This is a genomic window from Belnapia sp., assembly GCF_059504005.1.
Genome location: NZ_JCACHU010000102.1, coordinates 1 through 3,411 on the forward strand (window position 1 = coordinate 1; position 3,411 = coordinate 3,411).

At 61.9% G+C, this 3,411-nt stretch carries 3 protein-coding genes; 2 read left to right on the forward strand and 1 reads right to left on the reverse strand.

Annotated features, from left to right (window positions below; translation table 11 throughout):
• The first annotated feature begins 415 nt into the window (after positions 1 to 415).
• Positions 416 to 1,108: an NAD-dependent epimerase/dehydratase family protein gene (locus tag AC5JJ1_RS14515; RefSeq protein WP_495785816.1), complete on the forward strand. Its 693-nt coding sequence runs from the start codon at positions 416 to 418 to the stop codon at positions 1,106 to 1,108.
• A gap of 10 nt (positions 1,109 to 1,118) precedes the next feature.
• Here AC5JJ1_RS14515 and AC5JJ1_RS14520 read toward each other — a convergent pair whose 3' ends face one another.
• A complete protein-coding gene (locus AC5JJ1_RS14520; RefSeq protein ID WP_495785817.1) occupies positions 1,119 to 2,915 on the reverse strand; it encodes a carbohydrate-binding domain-containing protein in 1,797 nt (598 codons plus the stop codon).
• A gap of 131 nt (positions 2,916 to 3,046) precedes the next feature.
• Here AC5JJ1_RS14520 and AC5JJ1_RS14525 point away from each other — a divergent pair, with 131 nt between their 5' ends.
• The gene (locus tag AC5JJ1_RS14525; RefSeq protein WP_495785818.1) at positions 3,047 to 3,310 is read left to right on the forward strand and encodes a hypothetical protein; all 264 of its coding nucleotides are present in this window, start codon (positions 3,047 to 3,049) and stop codon (positions 3,308 to 3,310) included.
• The last annotated feature ends 101 nt before the right edge of the window (positions 3,311 to 3,411 follow it).

Consider the following 3,411-nt stretch of genomic DNA (forward strand, 5'->3'; position numbering starts at 1 on the left):
TCACCACGGCCGCAAACCGAGGCCACGGCGAATTAAATCCCTGCCGTGCCCTAGGCGACATCCAGATTTACGAGGTAGCGCCTCCGGCTGAAGTCACCCCTGACGGGAGGAACGTCGGGAGGGGAGATGGGCCGGCTGGATCTGGGGGCTCGGATGGCGATCAAGGCGCTGGCGGAGCGGGGAACGACGCGGAGCGAGATAGCTCGCTGCTTGGGGTGACGGAGGGGGCGGTGCGGCATCACCTCCGGCGCATGGCGGCTGGGGCGGCGGACGGACGGTTGTTGCAGCCGCAGCGGGCTGAGAGCCGAGCAGCGGCGATTGAGCACTGGCGATCACAGCAGGGCGAGGGTGGGGTGAACCTGGCGGCGCTGCAGGCCTGGCCACGGCGACGGGTGGAGACAACGGCGGTCGTTGCTTGTCGGGCATCCGCACTGCCTATGGCGCTGATAAGCTGGCCTCGGAGCTGCATGCCCGCGTCGCGGCCGCGGTGCACGGGGTGCCGAGCATCGGTTTCCGGTTCTTCAACGTCTACGGGCCGCGGCAGGACCCGACGTCACCCTATTCCGGGGTCATCTCGCTGTTTGCGGCACGGGTTGCCAGCGGCCAGGCCATCGCGGTGCATGGCGACGGGCGCCAAACCCGCGACTTCGTCTTCGTCGCCGATGTGGTGCAGCATTTGCTGACCGGCATGGCCCTGCTCGAGCGGGCGGCAGCCCCGCAGGCGCGCCTCTTCAATGTCTGCACCGGCCGCGCCACCGCGATCATCGACCTGGCCGCCCTCATCGCGGCGACCTTCGGGCAGGCACAGCCGGTGCGGGCTGAGGGATCAGCCGAGCTCGGCTGCGCCGGAGGTGAGCGCACGGGCTCATCGCCCCATAATCGGCGGGCTAGAGCTGCCAGGAGGGGGCGACGGCCCGAAGGACGGCCAACACCCCTCCATCGCCGCCCCCTCCCACAATGCCTGATCCCAACGCCGTCGAGTGCGGCGTTGCGACGGTCACCTGGTCTCGCCGCATGCAGCCCACCCTGCATCGGCTGCCATGCTGCGTCCAACGAGGCAGTTCGCAGCAGACCCAGCAGCCGATGTTGGCGGGCCGCACGGCGCTGATCAGGCTGCGTCAGGCCAAGATGAAGTCAGACTGGTCGAAGCTCGTCGCCGTTGCATTCGATATCGTAATAATATCAATTCCGATCTTGATCTGCACATTGGCGTTGACCTGCTGGATGCTGACCTGCGCTGCGAAGGACGCATCCGTCACCCCCAACCTAGAGATGTCGATGCGATCTTGCTCGGTGGCATTGAGGTGAGTGGCAAAGGCCTGAATCGTGTCTTGACCGAACCCAGCGCCGAAGATGAAGCGGTCATTATCGCCGCCGCCAATCAACACGTCGTTCCCGCTTCCACCATTCAAAACGTCCGCACCAGACCCGCCATCCAGGCGATCGGCGCCACCACCACCACTCAGCGAGTCATTCCCCGCATTCCCCAGCAGGGTGTCATTGCCGGCCGCGCCGCTAAACGTGTCATTGCCGGTCGTCCCGGCCTTGTAGTCAGCCCCGGTGCCGCCCGTCCAGGACAATCCGGGAGCCGGAGCGGAGCCCGCTTCGGTGAAGGAGAAGGCCTGCGTCCCGGAGCTGTAGAGCGCCTTGGTCGCACCGGACACCGCTGTCCCATTGTAGCTGGCACTGTCGACATAGAGGTTGCGATCGGTGGCGCTGCTGCCGCCCCAAGCATCGTTCAGGAAACTGACCTCGACCTTGTGTGAGCCTGCGGCCCAGTCGCCCTTGAGCGTGAGCATGTCCGCGAGGCCGTCCTTATGCAGGGCGCTGGACGTCACCGAGAATGTGCCGCCCACTTGCACGCCATCCACCAGGACCTTGTACTGCGCATTGGATTGCCAGACGTCCTGGCTCATCTTCAGCACCAGCGCATCCGGCCCGCTGCCGGCCTCGAAGCTGCCGGTGTTCTGAGGCGGGGTCGGCGTCGGGGTTGGTGTCGGCGTCGGCGTCGGCGTCGGCGTCGGGGTGGGGGTTGGTGTCGGCGTCACCGTGGACGTCGTCCAGGGCGAGCTGGTATCGAGCGATGGTTCGCTGGTGAGGATAGTGGTGCCTGACACAGCCGCCGGGCCGGATGCCATCTGGCTGGCGGACAGGCCGAACACCTTGTTGTTGGCAACGGTCGCGGTGGCCGAGGTGGCGTTGACCAGCAACTTGGCCGAGGTCGAGGCATAATCGTTGATGACGGTGTTGTCGCGCATCTCCAGGCTCGAGCCGGCATGGACCGACCCCTCAACGCCAAAGGAGACAATGGTCGGGTTGTCGGACCGCGGGCCCTGCTCGATGATGTTGTTGGTCAACACCGCCTTCCCACCATTGGGCAGGTCGACGTTGTAGCTCCCCGAACCATCCTCATTCTGGATGCGAGAACCACTAATGGTCGTGCTGAGGGCTCGGCTTTTGATCTCATGCCCGATGACAGCATCATGAAAGTAGCTGCCCTGAATATTAAGGGCGCCACCACCATTGACATAGATATTGTGAGATTGACCATCACCCGCACCATTATGTGCGAACTCTGAGTTACGGATGGTAATGGTGCCAGTCCCGGGGTTACCCAGGATCCCGTTCTGGTTGTCATGGATGTAACTGTCTAGAACCGTAAGCGAGGCGCCCTCGACCCTCACCCCGGCGCCATTCATGTCGGCCACTTTGGCGCCGGTCAGCTCGATATGGTCGAGGGTGACATTGGCCTGAGTCGTCAGGATCGCCTTGCCATTCGGCGGCGGCGTCGTCGCCACCAGCTTGGCCATGCCGCCGATGCCCTGCAACGTGATCGACTTGTTGATGGTGGCGAAATCGTTGGTGTAGGTGCCGGCCTGGATCTGAATCAGGTCACCATTGGCCGCCGCAGCCACCGCCGACGATATTGTGGAATACTGGCGCCCAGCGCCAACTGTTAATGTTGCCATCTTTCCATTTCCTCAAAAGTAAAGAACACAACCATGTCTAGAAAAATACGCCAGGACTAACTTGAAAAAGAACAAAAATGAATTACAAGACACAGTTGTGCCGAATACTGGCGCGCCAGCGGTATATTGAATGTGAGGCACCTACGCAAGCGTTGACGAAAATTTTTTCGCTCGCAAGCGCGATTTGTGCGGCAGTCGCCCATGTTCATGGCAACGATATGATTTTTGTCCTAATCTTCACTATCTATGTTATGATCATTAACGCAAGCTCAGCCATTGATCGCTTTGGATGGCCTGAAACTTTCCAGGAAAACCATGTGATGATCGCAACATGGCGATGACTAGGGCACGTCAGGAATTTACTTCGCCATGACCTCGGTTTGGGGTCGTGGTGACAGTGTGTAGTTCCATTGTGGGCAGGTGGTATGCCTGGTGAGGAGCA